The organism is Mycobacterium sp. IS-1742 (assembly GCF_001500125.1).
Classification (GTDB): Bacteria; Actinomycetota; Actinomycetes; order Mycobacteriales; family Mycobacteriaceae; genus Mycobacterium.
Map to the genome: position 1 here is coordinate 48,081 of NZ_LQIV01000045.1, position 17,364 is coordinate 65,444.

General features: G+C 68.1%; 19 protein-coding genes. 9 read left to right on the forward strand and 10 right to left on the reverse strand.

The genetic code is table 11. From position 1 onward, the window contains the following. Positions 1-215: 215 nt before the first annotated feature. On the forward strand, positions 216-650 hold the full coding sequence (locus AU196_RS24220) for an ATP-binding protein (RefSeq protein WP_059097635.1): 435 nt from the start codon (positions 216-218) through the stop codon (positions 648-650). Next, positions 647-1,438, forward strand: coding sequence for an RNA polymerase sigma factor SigF (locus AU196_RS24225; RefSeq protein ID WP_059097636.1), 792 nt, complete (start codon positions 647-649; stop codon positions 1,436-1,438). Before AU196_RS24220 ends, AU196_RS24225 begins: the two co-directional genes overlap by 4 nt. Here the strand turns inward: AU196_RS24225 and AU196_RS24230 are convergent. Beyond that, positions 1,409-1,834: an STAS domain-containing protein gene (locus AU196_RS24230; RefSeq protein ID WP_059097637.1), complete on the reverse strand. Its 426-nt coding sequence runs from the start codon at positions 1,832-1,834 to the stop codon at positions 1,409-1,411. The genes AU196_RS24225 and AU196_RS24230 overlap by 30 nt on opposite strands. A gap of 228 nt (positions 1,835-2,062) precedes the next feature. On the opposite strand from AU196_RS24230, the gene AU196_RS24235 reads away from it, so the two are divergent. After that, a complete protein-coding gene (locus AU196_RS24235; RefSeq protein WP_059097638.1) occupies positions 2,063-2,611 on the forward strand; it encodes a nucleotidyltransferase family protein in 549 nt (182 codons plus the stop codon). Positions 2,612-2,650: 39 nt separating this feature from the next. Here the strand turns inward: AU196_RS24235 and AU196_RS24240 are convergent, their stop codons facing one another. Together AU196_RS24240 and AU196_RS24245 are read right to left on the reverse strand one after the other, a co-directional pair. Then, a complete protein-coding gene (locus AU196_RS24240; RefSeq protein WP_231737704.1) occupies positions 2,651-2,941 on the reverse strand; it encodes a PASTA domain-containing protein in 291 nt (96 codons plus the stop codon). A gap of 200 nt (positions 2,942-3,141) precedes the next feature. Further along, positions 3,142-3,465 (reverse strand): hypothetical protein, encoded by a 324-nt coding sequence (locus tag AU196_RS24245; protein ID WP_059097640.1) that lies wholly within the window; start codon positions 3,463-3,465, stop codon positions 3,142-3,144. A 133-nt stretch (positions 3,466-3,598) separates the two neighbouring features. Between AU196_RS24245 and AU196_RS24250 the strand changes: the two genes are divergently transcribed. Beyond that, positions 3,599-4,423, forward strand: a complete 825-nt coding sequence (locus AU196_RS24250; RefSeq protein WP_059097641.1) for an alpha/beta fold hydrolase — start codon at positions 3,599-3,601, stop codon at positions 4,421-4,423. Positions 4,424-5,253: 830 nt separating this feature from the next. Here the strand turns inward: AU196_RS24250 and AU196_RS24260 are convergent. The 6 genes from AU196_RS24260 to AU196_RS24285 all read right to left on the reverse strand — a co-directional run bounded on the left by AU196_RS24260 (position 5,254) and on the right by AU196_RS24285 (position 11,137). Beyond that, the gene (locus AU196_RS24260) at positions 5,254-7,059 is read right to left on the reverse strand and encodes an acetyl/propionyl/methylcrotonyl-CoA carboxylase subunit alpha (RefSeq protein WP_059097643.1); all 1,806 of its coding nucleotides are present in this window, start codon (positions 7,057-7,059) and stop codon (positions 5,254-5,256) included. Between the two features lie 147 nt (positions 7,060-7,206). Continuing rightward, positions 7,207-7,635: a SufE family protein gene (locus AU196_RS24265; protein ID WP_059097644.1), complete on the reverse strand. Its 429-nt coding sequence runs from the start codon at positions 7,633-7,635 to the stop codon at positions 7,207-7,209. Continuing rightward, positions 7,632-8,528: a sulfurtransferase gene (locus tag AU196_RS24270; protein ID WP_059097645.1), complete on the reverse strand. Its 897-nt coding sequence runs from the start codon at positions 8,526-8,528 to the stop codon at positions 7,632-7,634. The genes AU196_RS24265 and AU196_RS24270 overlap by 4 nt, the downstream gene beginning before the upstream one ends. A 42-nt stretch (positions 8,529-8,570) precedes the next feature. Further along, complete coding sequence (locus AU196_RS24275; RefSeq protein ID WP_059097646.1) at positions 8,571-9,200, reverse strand: Maf family protein; 630 nt, start codon at positions 9,198-9,200, stop codon at positions 8,571-8,573. Beyond that, a complete protein-coding gene (locus tag AU196_RS24280; protein WP_059097647.1) occupies positions 9,197-9,475 on the reverse strand; it encodes an acyl-CoA carboxylase epsilon subunit in 279 nt (92 codons plus the stop codon). Before AU196_RS24280 ends, AU196_RS24275 begins: the two co-directional genes overlap by 4 nt. 24 nt (positions 9,476-9,499) lie before the next feature. Next, entirely contained in the window at positions 9,500-11,137 is a 1,638-nt protein-coding gene (locus AU196_RS24285) for an acyl-CoA carboxylase subunit beta (protein WP_059097648.1), read from the reverse strand. Positions 11,138-11,646: 509 nt separating this feature from the next. Between AU196_RS24285 and AU196_RS24290 the strand changes: the two genes are divergently transcribed. After that, complete coding sequence (locus tag AU196_RS24290) at positions 11,647-13,137, forward strand: sugar transferase (RefSeq protein WP_059097649.1); 1,491 nt, start codon at positions 11,647-11,649, stop codon at positions 13,135-13,137. A gap of 44 nt (positions 13,138-13,181) precedes the next feature. Continuing rightward, entirely contained in the window at positions 13,182-13,700 is a 519-nt protein-coding gene (locus tag AU196_RS24295) for a PH domain-containing protein (RefSeq protein WP_059097650.1), read from the forward strand. Here AU196_RS24295 and AU196_RS24300 read toward each other — a convergent pair. Next, positions 13,655-14,323 (reverse strand): GtrA family protein, encoded by a 669-nt coding sequence (locus AU196_RS24300; RefSeq protein ID WP_059097651.1) that lies wholly within the window; start codon positions 14,321-14,323, stop codon positions 13,655-13,657. The genes AU196_RS24295 and AU196_RS24300 overlap by 46 nt on opposite strands. A gap of 105 nt (positions 14,324-14,428) precedes the next feature. Between AU196_RS24300 and AU196_RS24305 the strand changes: the two genes are divergently transcribed. Genes AU196_RS24305 through AU196_RS24315 form a run of 3 tightly spaced genes read left to right on the forward strand, consistent with a single transcriptional unit; the run spans position 14,429 to position 17,361 of the window. Then, positions 14,429-15,646, forward strand: a complete 1,218-nt coding sequence (locus AU196_RS24305; protein ID WP_286141258.1) for a 5-(carboxyamino)imidazole ribonucleotide synthase — start codon at positions 14,429-14,431, stop codon at positions 15,644-15,646. After that, positions 15,643-16,155, forward strand: a complete 513-nt coding sequence (gene purE / locus AU196_RS24310) for a 5-(carboxyamino)imidazole ribonucleotide mutase (RefSeq protein ID WP_286141259.1) — start codon at positions 15,643-15,645, stop codon at positions 16,153-16,155. The genes AU196_RS24305 and purE overlap by 4 nt, the downstream gene beginning before the upstream one ends. A gap of 39 nt (positions 16,156-16,194) precedes the next feature. After that, a complete protein-coding gene (locus tag AU196_RS24315; RefSeq protein ID WP_059097754.1) occupies positions 16,195-17,361 on the forward strand; it encodes an acyl-CoA dehydrogenase in 1,167 nt (388 codons plus the stop codon). Positions 17,362-17,364: the final 3 nt, after the last annotated feature.

A 17,364-nucleotide genomic window follows, 5' to 3' on the forward strand; every position in this document is an offset into this window, starting at 1 on the left:
GTCCCCGCGGAATTCACAACTGCACCCGTCACGGCATCGTCGGTGCGAGCATCAGGGACGCCGTCGTCACGACGGCGCTGTCATTCGGCTTCACGACCGGGTATTACCCGGTGAAATACGGAGCCACACGTACGTACCTGCGACGTCCCCCAGCGCCGATGGCTAGCCGGCGAAACGGCTGGGGTAGTCTCGCTTCGATATTGCCGGGAGGTCAGATGGCCGAGGTCGAGAACCAGCGCAACGGGCAGGCCAATGCCGACCGTTCGGTGGAGCTGCGTGTTGCGGCGACGCTGGAGAATCTTGCGGTGCTGCGCACCCTTGTCGCCGCCGTGGGCACGTTCGAAGACCTCGACTTCGACGCGGTCAGCGATCTACGGCTCGCCGTCGACGAAGCCTGCACCCGGCTGATCCGATCGGCGGTGCCGAAGTCCACTCTCGTCGTCGTGGTGCACCCCAACGATTCCGAGGTCGTCGTCGACGCGTCGACGACCTGTCAGAACACCGACATCCTGGCGCCGGGCAGCTTCAGCTGGCATGTGCTGAGTTCGCTGACCGATGAGGTGCGGACCTTCTCCGACGGCCACGCCCTCGGTGACGGACAGGTATTCGGCATCTCGATGACGACGAGACGAGCGAGTTCGCTGCGGTGACGCCATCGTCGGCACAGGGTTCGTCGCCACGACAGAACTCTGAGTACTCGGACGTGGCCGCCATGTTCCGAGAGCTTCAGGGGATCACCCCGGACACACCGCAGTTCCAGCGTCAGCGCGACCGGATCGTCGAACGCTGCCTGCCGCTGGCGGATCACATCGCCCGACGCTTCGACGGCCGCGGTGAACCGCGCGACGACCTCGTCCAGGTGGCCCGGGTCGGGCTGGTCAACGCGGTGATCCGCTTCGACGTCGACGCCGGGTCGGATTTCGTGTCGTTCGCGGTGCCCACGATCATGGGTGAGGTCCGGCGGCACTTCCGGGACAACAGCTGGTCGGTCAAGGTGCCTCGCCGGCTGAAGGAACTGCACCTGCGGTTGGGGTCGGCCACCGCCGAGCTGTCCCAGCGGCTGGGTCGCGCGCCGACGGCCAGTGAGCTCGCCGAGGAACTCGGGATGGACCGCGACGAGGTGGTCGAGGGCCTGGTCGCCGGCAGCTCCTACAACACCCTGTCGATCGACAGCGGCGGCAACAGCGGGAACGAGGATGCGCCCGCGATCGCCGACACCCTCGGCGATGTGGACCTCGGTCTCGACCAGATCGAGAACCGCGAGGCGTTGCGACCCCTGCTGGCGGCGCTACCCGAGCGCGAGCGCATGGTGCTGCTGCTGCGGTTCTTCGAGAACCTCACCCAGACCCAGATCGCCGAACGGGTCGGCATCTCGCAGATGCACGTGTCCCGGCTGCTGGCCAAGTCGCTAACTCGGCTGCGCGACCAGTTGCAGTAGCGGACGCGCCTGATCCTGGAGGGCGATCCGCGCCGCCTCGACGGTCTCGGAACACGGCAGCGTGGCGTCCGGATCGCAGATCCGCAGCAGCCGGCTCACCGCGGCGCTGGGCACCAGGATCCAGGCGATGTCTGCTTCCGCGCAGCGGACGTTGAGCGTGTGCAGCGCGGAAAAGCCTGCGGTGCCGAAGAATTCGACACCCGAGAGGTCGAGCATCAACGCGCCGGCGGCATGCTGCAGCGCGAAGTCGGCGAAGTGCTGGGCGTTGGCCGCATCGAGTTCGCCGCGGGCGGTCACGGCCGTGGTGGACGGTGGCAGGACTGCGGCCTCGAACTCGGCGGTGTGGCGGACCTCGCGCTCGGGAGGAGATGCCGGCTGGGTGATCGAAGATGACATTGTGACTCCATCAGTCAAGATTTGTACTGTGGCTCACGTCAGGGAAATCGGCCCTGCTGTCTCAAAACCTTGGATGCTGGGTCGAGTCCGGCCCCGCTCCTACGTCGATGACGTTTTCAGCCGGCTGTGAACTCAACCTGTCTGGAACAGTACGCCGGTAGTCGCGCCGTAGACATAATGTCGGGCATTTCTTAATGAACGCTTCATCGTCGTGGGGAGACTCTTCGTATGTCGCAGTTGTGGTCGGCCACCGGCGTGCTGCTCGCGGCAGGGGCCGGCACCCGGTACGGGAAGCCGAAAGTCCTTGCAGAAGAGGGGGAGTGGTTGCGTCGGGCGGTCGACGCGCTGGCCCGGGGAGGCTGCTCCGACGTGGTCGTGGTGCTGGGCGCGGCGGTCGTGGAGGTGCCGCCGCCGGCGCGGACGGTCGTCGCCCCCGACTGGGGGGAGGGACTGAGCGCCTCGGTCCGGGCCGGCATCGCCGCGGTCGGCGCCGCAGCCGACGCCGTCGTCCTGCACACCGTGGACACCCCCGACGTGGGGGCCGACGTGGTGCGCCGCGTGGTGGATGCGGCACGCACCGCGTCCGGTGGCGTCGCGAGGGCGGTCTACCACGGCAGCCCCGGTCACCCGGTGGTGGTGGGGCGGCGGCACTGGCCGGCGCTGCTCGCGTCCCTCACCGGCGACGACGGCGCCCGGTGGTTTCTCCGGCAACGTGAAGATGTGGTCGCGGTCGAGTGCGGCGACCTCGCCACCGGTGCCGACATCGACGAGGCCTGACGCCCAGCGCTGTTTGCTGAGCGGCGGTTGGGTGCGGGTCTAGCTGCAGCTGGAGTTCGGTCGCCGGACGCCGACCACGATGCTGGTCTTCGCCCCGATCGACCCACCGGCGCGCGGCGACTGTGAGCACACGATCCAGTTTGTGAGGTTGATCTGCTTCTGGGGCGCGCCCGTGAGGTTGATCGAGTTGACCGTCAGATCCTTTTCGTCGGTAACGCCTTTGATCGTGTCGGTCGCCTGCTGAAGGTTCATACCCCGGACGTCGGGCATCGCCCACGGCGGCGCGGCCGCGGACGGGGCAGCCAGGGTGATCGCAGCGGCGGCGGCCATCGACACAACACCGGCGACAGCGCCGATCTGACGTTTCATACGTGAATTCTCCCTCGGTCGGGGTTCACGATAACCGAGCTGATGGTTGCTCGGGCGTCGCCACCCGAAAGCTATCAAACCGTTATGAACTGCGGTCCCCATGGCGAACCGAGTCGGCCAGCAAACAATGGTGGAGACCGGTTCGGGCCGAGTGAGGGCCGTCAACCGCCGAGATCGAGTGCGCTGGCGAACCTGCGGACGGCCTCTGCCGCCGCGCCGGCGGCTGCTTCGTGCCCGGTGCGGGCACGGGTGGAGACCTCCCCGGTGGCCGGGCGGAGCGCGACCTCGGCCAGCAGCTCACCGGTCGTCGGCTCGCACACCGCCCACCGGTAGCGGGTGTCCGCCGACCACTCGGCGGCGGCGACGCGAACGTGATCGGGATCGGTCTCACCGAGGCCGGCCAGTGCCGGGCGGTCGTCCATCAACGCATCGGCGCGCAACGCCCTCAGATACCAGGCACCCGCGTTGATCTCGACCGGTTCCACGTCCTCGCCTTCCGGGCCGTCCCCGTGTGGACTCTAGCGAGCGGGCAAGGCCGTCGGGAACTAAGTTCCCCACCGGTGGCGTTGCCGCCGATGCCACGGCGGCCCGCCGTCCCGGAGAACGAGGAGAAGTGCCATGCCCACCATCACCACCGACGACGGCGTCGAGATCTTCTACAAAGACTGGGGTTCCGGCCGGCCGATCGTGTTCAGCCACGGCTGGCCGCTGTCCGCCGACGACTGGGACACCCAGATGTTGTTCTTCCTCGGCCAGGGCTACCGCGTGGTCGCCCACGACCGCAGGGGCCACGGGCGCTCGACGCAGACGGCCGACGGCCACGACATGGACCACTACGCCGACGATCTCGCGGCCGTCGTCGAACACCTCGACCTGCATGACGCCGTCCACGTCGGCCACTCCACCGGCGGGGGAGAGGTCGCCCACTACCTCGCGCGCCACGGCGAGGGCCGCGCGGCCAAGGCCGCGCTCATCAGTGCTGTCCCGCCGCTGATGGTGCAGACCGAGAGCAATCCGGGCGGCCTACCCAAGTCCGTGTTCGACGACCTGCAGGCGCAGTTGGCTGCCAACCGCTCGGAGTTCTACCGGGCGCTGCCGTCGGGGCCGTTCTACGGGTTCAACCGACCGGGCGTGGAGCCCTCTGAGGCGCTCATCCAGAATTGGTGGCGTCAGGGGATGATGGGCGGCGCCAAGGCCCATTACGACGGGATCGTGGCGTTCTCCCAGACCGATTTCACCGACGACCTCACCGCGATCGACATTCCGGTCCTGGTGATGCACGGCGATGACGACCAGATCGTCCCCTACGAGGACTCCGGACCGCTGTCGGCGAACCTGCTGCGCAACGGCACGCTCAAGACCTACCCCGGTTTCCCGCACGGGATGCCCACCACGCATGCGGAGACGATCAACGCCGATCTCCTGGAGTTCATCCGGTCCTGAGCCGCTGTGCCGGGCGGCGCCCCGCTTCCCCGGCTCTCGCCGAAGAAGCGGGACCGCTCCCCCTCGGATGGTGAGGCGATGTGTCCCTTACCCGCCTCGTCACCTGGTACCTGACGACGGAGTACCGCCGTCAATGACCATGTCCCTGCCTGGCCCCAGGCATGTAGCAAACTGTACCTGAGCGCAACCTTAGAGGCAATTGGGAAGATCTGTTGTTAACTTACGGAGCCTGAATGACGCTGAGGCAAATATTCGCACACCCTGTCGTTATTCGCTGAAGCAACGTTTCCGGGCGGATAATGGGATGAGTCGGCAAAAAATCGGGCGACCTGTGCGCCGATTCGGAACCGCGTGCTTCGCCCGCCGCGGACTCGGTGAGGCGTTCGCCGCGACCGTGGTCCCGCGACCAAAAGACGCCCTCTACGTGCTTCTCTACCCATAATTGACGTTGCCGCAGCCGTTCCGGGATGCTTCGCGTTCGGCCCGGCGACCCCTTCTCACCGCGCATATCGGGAACCCTGGCAACGATTTCCGGTACCCGAGGGCCACGCCGGATTTGTAGTCCGACTTACCTTTGCCGGTGTAAAGAGCACATTGCGTAATCGAGGCTCAGCAATTTGGTGAAGAGGGCACTCGCGAGCCGGATCCCACCCCGAGATCGCCGCGACCACAGCAAAATCCAGTAAGCCAAGTGGTATCCGGTCCTGCCGTCACGGGTGTCTCGGTCCAGGATCAGCGCGCCCCCCACAGGGGTTCACAGGCAGCGTAAAAGACCCGGCGCAGTCGTTCGGCCTGGGCCGAAGGACTGCGCCGGGGAAAGGCAGGAAGGGTTACTCGCCGTCGCTCTTGATCTCGGCCAGCACGGTGCCCTGGGTGACCGCGGCACCGGCCTCGACCGCGAGTCCGGTGATGGTGCCGTCCTTGTGGGCGGTGACGGGGTTCTCCATCTTCATCGCCTCGAGGACGACGACCAGGTCGCCGGCGGACACCTGCTGACCCTCCTCGACGGCGACCTTGACGACGGTGCCCTGCATCGGTGCGGTCACCGAGTCGCCGGACGTGGCGGCGCCGCCGTGGGCGCCACGCTTGCGCGGCTTCGGCTTCTTGCGGATCACACCGGCGGGGGCGGCACCCCCACCGTTGCCGAGGACCAGATCGCCCGGCAGCGACACCTCGAGGCGCCGGCCGCCGACCTCCACGACCACGGTCTGCCGCGGTGCAGTGTCCTCGTCGATCGGGTCACCACCGGTGAACGGTTCGATGGTGTTGTCCCACTCGGTTTCGATCCACCGGGTGTGCACGGTGAAGCCGTTCTCGTCACCGATGAACGCGGGGTCGCTGACGACCGCCCGGTGGAACGGGATGACCGTGGCCAGTCCTTCGACGTTGAACTCGGCCAACGCGCGCCGCGAGCGCTCCAGGGCCTCCTCGCGGGTGGCGCCGGTGACGATCAGCTTGGCCAGCATCGAGTCGAACTGACCGCCGATCACCGATCCGGACTCCACACCGGAGTCCAGCCGGACACCGGGGCCGGTGGGCGGCTCGAACTTGGTCACCGGGCCGGGGGCGGGCAGGAAGCCGCGCCCGGCGTCCTCGCCGTTGATGCGGAACTCGATCGAGTGTCCGCGCGGGGTCGGGTCCTCGGTGATGTCGAGGGGCTCGCCGTTGGCGATCCGGAACTGCTGACGCACCAGGTCGATGCCGGAGGTCTCCTCGGTGACCGGGTGCTCGACCTGCAGGCGGGTGTTCACCTCGAGGAACGAGATCAGGCCGTCCTGGCCGACCAGGTACTCGACGGTGCCCGCCCCGTAGTAGCCGGCCTCCTTGCAGATGCGCTTGGCGGACTCGTGGATCTCCTTGCGCTGCGCGTCGGTCAGGAAGGGTGCGGGCGCCTCCTCGACGAGCTTCTGGAAGCGACGCTGCAGTGAGCAGTCGCGGGTGCCCGCGACGACGACGTTGCCATGCTGGTCCGCGATCACCTGCGCCTCGACGTGGCGCGGCTTGTCGAGATAGCGCTCGACGAAGCACTCACCGCGTCCGAACGCGGCGACGGCCTCACGGGTGGCCGAATCGAACAGCTCGGGGATCTCCTGGATGGAACGGGCCACCTTCATACCGCGACCGCCGCCGCCGAAGGCGGCCTTGATCGCGACCGGGACGCCGTACTCCTCGGCGAACGCCACGACCTCGTCGGCGTCCTTGACCGGATCCGGCGTGCCGGGCACCAGGGGCGCCTGCGCGCGCGCGGCGATGTGGCGGGCGGTGACCTTGTCCCCGAGATCGCGGATCGACTGCGGGCTCGGCCCGATCCAGATGAGCCCGGCGTCGATGACGGCCTGCGCGAAGTCGGCGTTCTCGCTCAGGAAGCCGTAACCCGGGTGGATCGCGTTCGCGCCCGACTTCTCCGCTGCGTCGAGCAGCTTCTCGAACACGAGGTACGACTCGGCCGAGGTCTGGCCGCCCAGCGCGAAGGCCTCGTCCGCGAGCCGGACGTGCGGTGCGTCGGCATCGGGTTCGGCGTAGACGGCCACGCTCTGCAGCCCGGCGTCCTTCGCCGCCCGGATGACCCGGACGGCAATCTCTCCTCGGTTGGCGACAAGCACCTTGGAGATCTTCGAGCTGGCGTGACTGGCCACTTCGCCTCCTGCTGATATGCCTTTCGGGCACTCACTTAAGAACGTCTTGAGAAACTCATGGGGGAGTTTAAGCGTCAGCCCTGAGGCGGTCGGTAACCGGTATCGGTTACTCGCAAGTAAGTTGCGCGTCGCCGCCGCTCGGGATGCTCAGCCGTCCCGCAGCCGGCGTTTGATCCGGGTCAGCATCGCCGACATCCCTCGCAACCGCAGCGGGCTGATCAGCGCGGCCAACCCGAGTTCGGTGTAGAAGTCGTCGGGCACACCGAGGATGTCGTCGGCCGGCTGCTCGTCCAGCCCGGTGGCCAGAATGGCCGCGAAACCCCGCGTGGTCGGCGCCTCCGCCGGCGCGCTGAAGTACAGCCGGACGCGGTCGCGGTCGGCGGCGTCGACGTGCAGGAACAGCGGTGACTGGCATTCGGGTACCGGCTCCATCGCCGCCTCTTCGAGTTCGGAGGGCAGCGTGGGCAGGTCGTCGGCGAACTCCAGCAGCAGCCGGAGCTTGTCCTGCCCCTGCACCTCCTGGAACTCGGAGACGACCTCGGCGAGGGGAGCGGGAAGCGAGGGGGACATCGTCATGACGACGCGGGAGCCTCACCCGGATCGGGGCCGACCGCGACGGGCACGCGCACCGCGTTGCCCCATTCGGTCCACGAGCCGTCGTAATTGCGCACCCCGGGCAGGCCGAGGAGGTGGGTGAGCACGAACCAGGTGTGGCTCGAGCGTTCCCCGATGCGGCAGTAGACGACGGTCTCGTCGTCGGGTGTCAGGAAGCCGTAGAGCTCCTCGAGTTCGGCGCGCGGGCGGAACTGGCCGTTGTCGCGGGCGGCCTTGCTCCACGGGATCGACCGGGCGGTCGGGATGTGCCCGCCGCGCAGCGCACCCTCCTCCGGGTAGTCGGGCATGTGGGTGCGTTCGCCGGTGTACTCGGCGGGCGAGCGGACGTCGATCAACGGCTCCTTGCCGAGGATCGCCAGCACGTCGTCGCGGTAGGCCCGGATCGGGGCGTCGTCACGATCGACGACCGGGTAGCCGCTCGTCTGCTTGGACGGCACGTCGAGCGTCGTGTCGCGGCCGTCGGAGATCCACAGATCGCGGCCGCCGTCGAGCAGCCGGACGTCGGGATGCCCGAACAGCGTGAACACCCACAGCGCGTACGCCGCCCACCAGTTGCTCTTGTCGCCGTAGATGACCACGGTGTCGTCGCGGCCGATGCCCTTGCGGTCCATCAGCGCGGCGAACTGCTCGCCGTCGATGTAGTCGCGGACGTTCGGATCGTTGAGATCGACGTGCCAGTCGACCTTCACCGCACCGGGGATGTGACCGGTGTCGTAGAGCAGGACGTCCTCGTCGGACTCCACGATGGCCAGGCCCGGGCGGCCGAGGTTGCTGGCCAGCCAGTCGGCGGTGACCAGGCGTTCCGGGTGGGCGTAGTCGGCGAGTTTCGGGCTGGGATCAGGTGGCAGCGGCACGGAATCGAGCCTACCGCCGCCCGGGTCGTGCTGCGGCCGTGGTCAGCGCGTCCACAGCTGCGGGACCGACAGGTCGATGCGCTCCAGCATGCGGCGTACGAGCGGGAGGCTCAGTCCGATCACGTTCGACGGGTCGCCGTCGACGCCCTCGAGGAACCAGCCGCCGAGCCCGTCGAGCGTGAAAGCACCTGCGACGCCGAGCGGTTCACCGCTGTCGAGATACGCGGACAGATCGGCGGGCGACGGGGTGCCGAAGCGGACCGTGGTGGCGGCCGCCTCGTGTTCGCGGCGTTCCACGACCCCGTCGCGGACCCGTACGACGCAGTGCCCGGTGTACAGCTCGCCGCTGCGCCCGGCCATCAGCTGCCACTGTGCCCGCGCCGCGGCCGCGGTACCGGGTTTGCCCGTCAGGCGGCCGTCCAGCAGCAGCATCGAATCGCAGCCGAGGACCACGCAGTCCTGCGCGACATCGGCGGGCAGCGCGTCCACGACGCTGGCGGCCTTGGCCGCGGCCAGCGCGCACACCACCTGGTCGGCCGGGGCCGCCGCGCCCAGGGCCGCGACGATCGCGTCCTCGTCGACCCCGGAGACCACGACGAGCGGTTCGATACCGGCCTGGCGCAGCACCTTCAGCCGGCCCGTCGAGGCCGATCCGAGGACGACCCGGGTCACCTTCGCATGTGTGTGCGCTCCAGCAGCGTCACCCGCTGCCAGCTCGACACGTCGTAGCGCAGCTTGTCCACCGGGTGACCCCACGGGTTGAACTCCTGCGGGCCCGGTTCGGCGTGTCCGCCACCGGCGCCGGCGAGTACGGCGGCCAACGCGGCGATCTCCTCGTCGGACGGCTGCCCCTTGAGGATGTGGATGTGGGGATCGGGGGCGGGGGGTAGGTCGATGGTCAGCTGGCGGTGATCGCTGACCTCGGTGATGTCGGTGTCCTGCGACATGGGCGTTGCTCCTCGGCCGGCGATCTACAGGGGGATGTTGCCGTGCTTCTTGGGTGGCGTCTGGGTGATCTTGCGCTCGAGCAGTCGCAGCGCGGTGGCGATGTAACCGCGGGTGTGCGACGGCGGGATCACCGCGTCGACGTAGCCGCGCTCGGCCGCGATGTACGGGTTGACCAGCGTGTCCTCGTACTCCTGCTGAAGCTGCAGGCGCAGCGCGTCGACGTCGTGACCCTCTTTGGCCGCTTCCTTGAGCTGCTGGCGGTAGACGAAGCCGACCGCACCCGAGGCGCCCATGACCGCGATCTGCGCGGTCGGCCACGCGACGTTGACGTCGCAGCCCATGTCCTTGGAGCCCATGACGCAGTACGCGCCGCCGTAGGCCTTGCGGGTGATGACGGTGATCTTGGCGACCGTGGCCTCGCCGTAGGCGTACAGCAGCTTCGCCCCGCGGCGGATGATGCCGTTGTACTCCTGCTCGGTGCCGGGCAGGAAGCCCGGGACGTCGACGAGCATGACGATCGGGATGTTGAAGCAGTCGCAGGTCCGGACGAACCGCGCGGCCTTCTCGGAGGCGTTGATGTCCAGGCAGCCGGCGAACTGGGTCGGTTGGTTGGCGACGATGCCCACCGGGCGGCCGTCGATGCGCCCGAAGCCGACGACGATGTTGCTCGCGTAGCCCTCCTGGATCTCCAGGAACTCGTCGTCGTCGAGGATGCGCGTGATGACCTCGTGCATGTCGTACGGCTGGTTCGGCGAGTCCGGGATCAGCGTGTCCAGCTCGAGGTCCTCGTCGGTGAGGGTCTCCTCGATCGGGCCGACCGGTCCGGGCGCCGGGTAGCGGGGCGGATCGGCGTAGTTGTTCGGGGGCAGGTAGCTCAGCAGGTCCCGCACGTAGTCGAACGCGTCCTGCTCGCCGGAGGCGACGTAGTGCGCCAGCCCGGACTTGGCCATGTGGGTGTGGCCGCCGCCGAGCTCCTCCATGGTCACCTCTTCACCGGTGACGGTCTTGATGACGTCGGGTCCGGTGATGAACATCTGGCTGGTCTTGTCGACCATGATCACGAAGTCGGTGAGCGCGGGGGAGTAGACGTGGCCACCCGCCGCGGCGCCCATGATCAGCGAGATCTGCGGGATGACGCCCGAGGCCTTGATGTTGTTGTGGAAGATGCGGCTGTACAGGCCGAGCGAGACGACGCCCTCCTGGATGCGCGCGCCGGCGCCGTCGTTGATGCCGATGAGCGGACGGCCCGTCTTGATGGCCAGCTCCTGCACCTTGACGATCTTCTCGCCGTAGACCTCGCCGAGGCTGCCGCCGAACACCGTGGCGTCCTGGCTGAAGATGCAGACCTCGCGACCGTCGATCGTCCCGTAACCGGTCACGACACCGTCGCCCGACGGGCGGTTGGCCTGCAGGCCGAAGTTGGTGCTGCGGTGCTTGGCCAGGGCGTCGAGTTCGACGAACGAATCCTCGTCGAGCAGCGCGAGGATGCGCTCGCGCGCGGTCAGCTTGCCCTTGGCGTGCACCTTCTCGACGGCGGCCTCGCCGACCGGATGCTGGGCCTCTTCGGTGCGCTTGCGCAGGTCGGCCAGCTTGCCGGCGGTGGTGTGAATGTCGATCTCGTGGGCGCCGGAGGGCGCGGAAGGATCAGTCACGCTCGTCATGGGGGTTGATGCTATGCGACCTGTCTGCAGCGCTTTCACGATCCCCTTAGAAATCGGATCTGGCCGCGTGTCGACGCGCTTCCGCGGCCGGGTGGCGGGCGGCCGGCGGCCAGCAAACCGATCGTCGTGGGGTGGAGCACGGTGGCTGCGCGATGCCGATTTCGGAGAAGTCGCAGAATCGGCCGTTACTTGAATGAATATTCGTAATCGCTCGCGGGTACGGGAAATACATGGCGCGCAGATTTAGCGAACGGGCCGTTGACGGGCGCGTCGAATTGTGCCATTGACGGCAGCGTAAGTCAACCTAGGCAGGCCGTCAGTCGGAAATGGCGCAGCGTGAAGGCGTCTTTTGGGCACGTCGCGGCGCCGCTGCGGATCGCGCGCCAAAAAAGAAACATGAATTTACAAATTCACCGGTCGACTGCCGAGCGGTTCCGTGATCATCTTGAGATGATCGTGTGAGGTCGGTTAAAGTCGGGCGGGAGCAATTGAACATCGGGGGGGACCGCATGACCGCGGTGAATGACGATCTTGATCTGACAGCAAAGGTGGTAGCCGAGCCGGGCCGGGTGCCGCTGTGGCAGCGTGGCTACGCGCGCCGTCTGGTCGTGCTGGATTTCATCGCCGTCGCCCTCGCCGTCGGTGCAGCTCAGTGGCTTCGGTTCGGGAGCCTGCCCGGCGAGACCAACACCTATCCGAACTTCGCGTATTCGATCCTGTCGGTCGTCATCGCCGTCGCGTGGATGCTGGCGATGTCGATCAACCGGGCCCGGTCCCCCCGGGTGATCGGATCGGGCGCCGAGGAGTACCGGCGGGTCTGGCTGGCCACCCTCGCGGTCTTCGGCGGCGTGGCGATCGTCTCGATGCTGTTCAAACTGAACATCGCCCGCGGCTACCTGATGATCGCTCTGCCGATCGGCCTCGTGGCGCTGATCCTCTTCCGGTGGATCGCCCGCCGCGTCGTCGGCTCGGTGCGTGAGAAGTACGGCCGGTGCATCACCCGCCTGCTCGTGGTCGGCAACCCGCACGCGATCCGGGACCTCACCAGATCGCTTGCCCGCGAGACGAAGTCGGAGTACCTGGTCGTCGGCGCATGCGTTCCCAGCGGGTTCGCGAAGTCCGAGCTCGAGGTGCCCGGAGTCGGCTCCATCCCCACCTTCGGTGACGAGACGAACGTCGTCGGCGCCGTCACCGCCACCAAGAGCCACGCCGTCGCCGTCACCGCAACCGAACGGCTCGACGGCCGCGGAATGCGCGACCTGTCCTGGGAGCTGGAGAAGCTCGACATCGACCTGCTCGTCGCTCCCGGTGTCGTCGACGTCGCCGGTCCCCGGCTGACCATGCGGCCGGTCGCCGGGCTCCCGCTGATCCACGTGGAGAAGCCGCAATACAACGGCGCCAAGCGGTTCCAGAAGCGGCTGTTCGACATGGTCTTCGCCGGCTCCGTCCTGCTGCTCGGGGCGCCGGTGCTGATCGCCGTCGCGATCGCGGTCAAACTGACCAGCCGGGGTCCGGTCTTCTACCGTTCCGAGCGCATCGGCCTGGACGGCCGGCCGTTCGAGATGATCAAGTTCCGCACCATGGTCCAGGGCGCGGACAAGATGCTGCCCGAGCTGGCCGCGCTGAACGAGAGCGACGGCGGAGTCCTGTTCAAGATCCGCGAGGACCCGCGGGTCACCCCGCTCGGCCGGCTGCTGCGCAAGTACAGCATCGACGAGCTCCCGCAGTTCATCAACGTGCTCACGCGCGATATGAGCGTGGTCGGCCCGCGACCGCCACTGGCCAGCGAGGTCAAGACCTACGACGACCACGTCAAGCGCCGCCTGCTGGTCCGGCCCGGGATCACCGGCCTGTGGCAGGTCAGCGGCCGTTCGGACCTGTCGTGGGAGGACTCCGTCCGGCTCGACCTCTTCTACGTCGAGAACTGGTCGATGATCTCCGACCTGCAGATCGCGTTCAAGACCGTCAAGGCGATGCTGCGCCATTCCGGCGCCTACTGAGCCGAAACCGCCGCCGCGCCTGCGCCGCTGAGTACAGTGCTGCCGTGGGTTATCCGGACAACGTGCTGGCCAGGGACGAGCAGGTGGTCCTGCACCGGCATCCGCACTGGAAGAGGCTGATCGGCGCCGTGCTGGTGCTGCTGTTCACCAGCGCCGCCGCCGCCTTCGTGGCCGGCTACGTCAACACACTCGCGTGGGACGCCTCCGCCAAGAACGTCATCTTCCTCGTCATCGGCGGGATCTGGGTGGTGCTCGTCGGCTGGCTCACGGTGTGGCCGTTCCTGAACTGGTGGACCACGCATTTCGTCATCACCGATCGACGGGTGATGTTCCGGCACGGTCTGGTCACCCGGGCGGGGATCGACATCCCGCTCGCGCGGATCAACAGCGTCGAGTTCCGGCACGGCCTGCTCGACCGGATCCTGCGCACCGGCACGCTCGTCATCGAGTCAGCCGCGCAGGACCCGCTCGAGTTCCACGACATCCCGCGCGTGGAACACGTGCACTCGCTGCTGTATCACGAAGTCTTCGACACCCTGGGGTCCGACGAGTCGCCGAGCTGATCACGGGTGCGCCTGCGGGGACGCCGCAGCGGGGTGACGGTGCCGTCGGTCCGGCCGGCGTGTTCGGCGACGTCCTCCATCGCCTCGGCGATACCGCCGCTGGTGAATGTGGACTCGAGCGCCTTGTCCGGGGCGCGGCCGAACTCGTCCGGGAACACCCAGCGCCGGAACGCCCAGAATCGGAACGCCATCTGCAGCAGATTGCCCAGGATGTAGGCGGAGACGAAGTCGGCGATGTTCTCGATGGTCAGCGACACCTCGGGCACGCGCAGGCCCAGCACGTAGCTCGAGAAGTACAGCGGCAGCATGCTCAGGAGCACGCCGACACCGCTGAACCCGAAGAACAGCAGCGCCTCGTGATGTCGCTCACGTCCACCGCGATCGCGGAAACTCCACTCCCGGTTGAGGATGTAGGAGGCGATCACCGCGACGATTCCGGCGATGATCTTCGCCGTCACCGGCTTGGGCTCCAGGATCGTGAGCTTGAGGGTGAAGAAGATGACCGAGTCGATGACGAACGTGGTCGCGCCGACGATCGCGAACTTGATCAGCTCATGGTGCTGCTCGGCGTACGGCCGGATGGGCCGCGGCAGCCGCTTGATCGTCGCATCGGCGAAAGACACAAAGAGGAAGTCTACGGAACCGAGGGGGCCGCTGTCGTATCGCAGGCGTATCGCCGCTTCGCTCCTGCTCAATGCGGCCGAACCGGCCATGACACGATAGACGGCGTGCCGATTACTACCTCTTCGCCACCCGTGGTGGCCATGATCGGCGGGGGTCAACTCGCCCGGATGACCCACCAGGCGGCGATCGCGCTGGGCCAGAGCCTGCGCGTGCTCGCCACCGGTCCGCAGGAGCCGGCCGCCCAGGTGACCCCCGACGTGGTCATCGGATCACATACCGATCTCGACGCGCTGCGGCGCGCGGCCGCAGGCGCGACGGTGCTGACCTTCGACCACGAACACGTCCCCACCGAGGCCCTCGAGACGCTGGTGGCCGAGGGTGTGAACGTGGCGCCGCCACCTGCGGCGCTCGTGCACGCCCAGGACAAGCTCGTGATGCGCAGGCGACTCGAGGCGATGGGAGCGCCGATTCCGCGCTACACCCCCGTCGACACCGTCGACGACGTGGTCGTCTTCTCCGCCGAAGTCGGTGGGCCCGTGGTGCTCAAGACGATCCGCGGCGGATACGACGGTCGCGGCGTCGTGTTGGCGGCCGATGCCGACGAGGCCCGCGACGTCGCCGCCCGCTATCTCGCCGACGGCGTGCCGATCCTGGCCGAGGAACGCGTCGAGATGCGCCGCGAACTCGCCGCCGTGGTGGCGCGGTCGCCGTTCGGGCAGGGCGCGGCCTGGCCGGTGGTCGAGACCGTGCAGCGCGACGGCATCTGCGTGGTCGTGCTGGCGCCGGCGCCCGAGCTGTCCGACGAGCTCGGGTCGAGCGCGCAACAACTGGCGCTGAAGCTGGCCGCCGAACTCGGCGTGGTCGGGGTGCTCGCCGTCGAACTGTTCGAGACGACCGACGGCCGGTTGCTGGTCAACGAACTCGCGATGCGGCCGCACAACTCGGGGCACTGGAGCATGGACGGTGCGGTCACCGGCCAGTTCGAACAGCACCTCCGCGCGGTGCTGGACTATCCCCTCGGGGACACCGCGTTGCTCGCCCCGGCCACCGTGATGGCCAATGTGCTCGGTGCGCAGCAGATTCCGGCGATGGCGATGGACGAGCGCGTGCACCACCTGTTCGCCCGCATGCCGGACGCCAAGGTGCACCTGTACGGCAAGGGGGAGCGCCCCGGCCGCAAGATCGGCCACGTCAACCTGACCGGTGACGATCCGGAGGTGCTGCGCGAGCGGGCGGAGCGGGCGGCGCACTGGCTGTCTCATGCGGAGTGGACCGACGGGTGGGATCCGCACGGCGAGGCCGGGAAAGGACTCTCGAGGTGAACGCACCCGCCCCACGCGTCGGGGTCATCATGGGCAGCGACAGCGACTGGTCGGTGATGGCCGACGCCGCCGAGGCCCTCGCGGAGTTCGAGGTGGCCTTCGAGGTCGGTGTGGTGTCCGCGCACCGGACCCCCGGCCGCATGCTCGATTACGCGCGCACCGCCGCCGACCGCGGCATCGAGGTCGTCATCGCGGGTGCCGGCGGCGCCGCGCACCTGCCGGGCATGGTCGCCGCGGCGACGCCGCTGCCGGTGATCGGTGTGCCGGTGCCACTGGCCCGGCTCGACGGACTGGACTCGCTGCTGTCGATCGTGCAGATGCCCGCCGGTGTGCCGGTGGCGACCGTGTCGATCGGGGGCGCGCGCAACGCCGGCCTGCTGGCCGTGCGGATCCTCGCATCGGCCGACCCCGCGCTGCGCGCCCGGATGGTCAGGTTCCAGGCGGACCTCGAACAGATGGTGCTCGACAAGGATGAGGCCCTTCGGAACCGGCTAATCGGTGGGGACTGAGCGCAGGTAAAGTTACCGGTGAGTAGCAAGGAGGCCACGATGGCTGGTTGGACCGGGAACCCGTCGTTCGACGTGTTCCAGTTGCCCGAGGAGCACCAGGAGCTGCGCGCGGCGATCCGCGCACTCGCCGAGAAGGAGATCGCCCCGTACGCCGCGGACGTCGACGAGCAGATGCGGTTCCCGCAAGAGGCGCTCGACGCCCTCAACGCCTCCGGCTTCAACGCCGTCCACGTGCCCGAGGAGTACGGCGGACAGGGCGCCGATTCGGTGGCCGCCTGCATCGTCATCGAAGAGGTCGCACGTGTCGACGCGTCGGCGTCGCTGATCCCCGCGGTCAACAAGCTCGGCACCATGGGCCTGATCCTGCGCGGCTCCGACGAGCTCAAGCAGAAGGTGCTGCCCGACCTCGTCGGAGGTCAGCTGGCGTCCTACGCGCTCTCCGAGCGGGAGGCCGGCAGCGATGCGGCCTCGATGCGCACCCGGGCCAAGGCCGACGGCGACGACTGGATCCTCAACGGCGCCAAGGCCTGGATCACCAACGGCGGCAAGTCGTCCTGGTACACCGTGATGGCGGTGACCGATCCCGACAAGGGCGCCAACGGTATCTCGGCGTTCATGGTGCACATCGACGACGAGGGTTTCACCGTCGGACCGAAGGAGCGCAAGCTCGGCATCAAGGGTTCGCCGACCACCGAGTTGTACTTCGAGAACTGCCGCATCCCGGGTGACCGGATCGTCGGCGAACCGGGCACCGGCTTCAAGACCGCGCTCGCGACGCTCGACCACACCCGCCCGACCATCGGGGCCCAGGCCGTCGGCATCGCCCAGGGCGCGGTGGACGCGGCGATCGCCTACACCAAGGACCGCAAGCAGTTCGGCACCTCGATCAGCGACTTCCAGGGTGTGCAGTTCATGCTCGCCGACATGGCCATGAAGGTGGAGGCCGCCCGGCTGATGGTGTACTCGGCCGCAGCGCGCGCCGAGCGCGGTGAGGGCAATCTCGGCTTCATCTCCGCGGCGTCGAAGTGCTTCGCCTCCGACGTGGCGATGGAGGTCACCACCGACGCGGTGCAGCTGTTCGGCGGCGCCGGCTACACCGCTGACTTCCCGGTCGAGCGGTTCATGCGCGACGCCAAGATCACCCAGATCTACGAGGGCACGAATCAGATTCAGCGCGTGGTGATGTCGCGCGCCCTGCTGCGCTGACGC

Bases quoted from the DNA above. Each gene is read 5' to 3' on its own strand.
- AU196_RS24250 (WP_059097641.1), top strand. From the start codon at position 3,599: ATGCCCACCATCACCACCGACGACGGCGTCGAGATCTTCTACAAAGAC.
- AU196_RS24235 (WP_059097638.1), top strand. From the start codon at position 2,063: ATGTCGCAGTTGTGGTCGGCCACCGGCGTGCTGCTCGCGGCAGGGGCC.
- AU196_RS24265 (WP_059097644.1), bottom strand. From the start codon at position 7,635: ATGACGATGTCCCCCTCGCTTCCCGCTCCCCTCGCCGAGGTCGTCTCC.
- AU196_RS24240 (WP_231737704.1), bottom strand. From the start codon at position 2,941: ATGGCCGCCGCCGCTGCGATCACCCTGGCTGCCCCGTCCGCGGCCGCG.
- AU196_RS24230 (WP_059097637.1), bottom strand. From the start codon at position 1,834: ATGTCATCTTCGATCACCCAGCCGGCATCTCCTCCCGAGCGCGAGGTC.
- AU196_RS24220 (WP_059097635.1), top strand. From the start codon at position 216: ATGGCCGAGGTCGAGAACCAGCGCAACGGGCAGGCCAATGCCGACCGT.
- AU196_RS24315 (WP_059097754.1), top strand. From the start codon at position 16,195: ATGGCTGGTTGGACCGGGAACCCGTCGTTCGACGTGTTCCAGTTGCCC.
- AU196_RS24285 (WP_059097648.1), bottom strand. From the start codon at position 11,137: ATGACGAGCGTGACTGATCCTTCCGCGCCCTCCGGCGCCCACGAGATC.
- AU196_RS24280 (WP_059097647.1), bottom strand. From the start codon at position 9,475: ATGTCGCAGGACACCGACATCACCGAGGTCAGCGATCACCGCCAGCTG.
- AU196_RS24290 (WP_059097649.1), top strand. From the start codon at position 11,647: ATGACCGCGGTGAATGACGATCTTGATCTGACAGCAAAGGTGGTAGCC.